Here is a 416-nt window from a genome sequence, read left to right as displayed (position 1 = left end):
CTCAACGTAACGATTCGTCACCAAGGCACCACTATCTTTATCATAGTAATGTCTATCTGGTGAAAAAATACTTTCTTTGGCTGGTGCAAAGGCACCCTTGACTTGGACACCATTCTCATCAAAGTAGACCTTGACAGAATCAACCGTTTGAGCACCGATCAACTTATTTCCATTGCCATCAACATAGTACCAATTGCCGGCCACTTCGACATAACGTTTAGTCAACATAGCCCCGCTATCTTTGTCATAATAATGGCCATCAGATTGACTTGGATGCCGTTCTCATCAAAGTAGACCTTGACAGAATCAATGATCTGAGCCCCGGTTAACTTATTCCCATTGCCATCAGCGTAATACCAATTGCCCTGTTCGTCACTATGATAACCCTTAGATTCGGAAGTGACTAAATTGTTTTT

2 protein-coding genes are annotated in these 416 nt (G+C 42.1%); both read right to left on the bottom strand.

Going from position 1 to position 416, the window contains the following annotated elements:
* Nucleotides 1-228 (bottom strand): hypothetical protein (locus tag FH871_RS35010; RefSeq protein WP_212768404.1); only part of this gene is annotated, 228 nt, incomplete at its 3' end.
* The coding region (locus FH871_RS35005) for a hypothetical protein (RefSeq protein WP_212768402.1) at nt 222-416 on the bottom strand (195 nt) is incomplete at its 5' end. The genes FH871_RS35005 and FH871_RS35010, both read right to left, overlap by 7 nt.

Source organism: Larkinella sp. C7, from assembly GCF_006149005.1.
In the GTDB taxonomy this organism is placed as follows: Bacteria; Bacteroidota; Bacteroidia; order Cytophagales; family Spirosomataceae; genus Larkinella.
The sequence above is the reverse complement of the archived record's forward strand: the minus strand, read 5'-3'. Positions and strand labels throughout refer to the sequence as shown.